Raw genomic sequence first — 1,144 nt, 5'->3', positions numbered from 1 at the left:
GTTCCAGGCGCGGCGGTCGAGCACGTTCTTCTGCAACAGGGCGAAGAACGACTCCATGGCTGCGTTGTCGCCGGCGGCGCCAACGCGGCCCATGGACCCGACCATGTCGTGGCGGTTGATGGCGTGGACGAACTTCCTGCTGCGGAACTGGGACCCGCGGTCGGTGTGGACCACACAGCCGGCCACATCACCACCTTCGGTACCACGGCGAGCGACGGCGTTGTTCAGTGCCGCGACGGCCAACCGGGACTTCATCCGTGAGTCGATCGAGTAGCCGACGATCCGGTTGGAGTAGGCGTCCTTGATCGCGCAGACGTAGAGCTTGCCTTCGCCGGTCCAGTGCTCGGTGATGTCGGCCAGCCACAGTTCGTTCGGGCCGTCGGCCTTGAACTCGTGGCGGGTCACGCCGTGCTTGTCGACGACGGCGCACAGGTCGTCGTGGACCGGCGGGCCGGGCTTCTTGCCGTTCTTCCCGCGCTTCTTCCCGTGCGAGGACCACAAGCCGAGCTCGGAGCAGATCCGCCAAGCAGTGCGCTCGGCCATCGACTCGCCAGCCTCCTTCGCTTCGTCGACCAGGAACCGGTAGCCGAACTCAGGGTCGTCGCGATGGGCGTCGAACAGGGCGTTGGCGCGGTAGGCCGCGGCCAGCTCAGCGTCGGTAACCGGGCACTTCAGCCAGCGGTAGTAGGGCTGGCGTGCGATGTTGAGGACCCGGCACGTCACCGCGACGGGCACCCGCAGCGGGGCGTCCTTGGCGGTCAGCTCGCGGACGAGCGGGTACATCATTTTCCCGGCAGGTTGGCCTGCGAGAGATACGCAGCAGCGCGACGCAGGACCTCGTTCTCCTGCTCGAGGAGCTTGATCCGCTTGTTCGCCTCACGCAGCGCATCGGACTCAGTCGCTGCGCTCGTGCGACCTGATGATCGTGACGAGTTCCGTTCGTCGATCGACAGCCACCGCTTCAGACACGACGGCGAGATGCCGAAGTCCTTCGCGACCTGGGCCATCGAGGCATCCGAGTCCTTGTAGACCCGGATCACGTCCTCACGAAACTCCTTGGGGAACGCCTTCGGCATGGTGCACATCCTTCCAGCGCCGACACATCGACGCAGATTCAGATGTCACCTATCCGTGCAGCAGTCCC

Annotated in this window: 1 protein-coding gene; it reads right to left on the bottom strand. The window is 65.5% G+C overall.

From position 1 onward, the window contains the following. Positions 1-1,076 (bottom strand): IS3 family transposase gene (locus IEZ24_RS21395; RefSeq protein ID WP_224745686.1). Its coding sequence is split into 2 segments (ribosomal slippage), with 1,074 coding nucleotides annotated over them: positions 1-789 and positions 792-1,076; the frame shifts between segments, so codons are not numbered across the junction. This gene is flagged as partial in the annotation. Positions 1,077-1,144: the final 68 nt, after the last annotated feature.

Source organism: Nocardioides ganghwensis, assembly GCF_014779655.1.
GTDB lineage: Bacteria > Actinomycetota > Actinomycetes > Propionibacteriales > Nocardioidaceae > Nocardioides > Nocardioides ganghwensis.
Note: the sequence above shows the minus strand (reverse complement) of the source record. Positions and strands in the feature narration are given on the sequence as shown.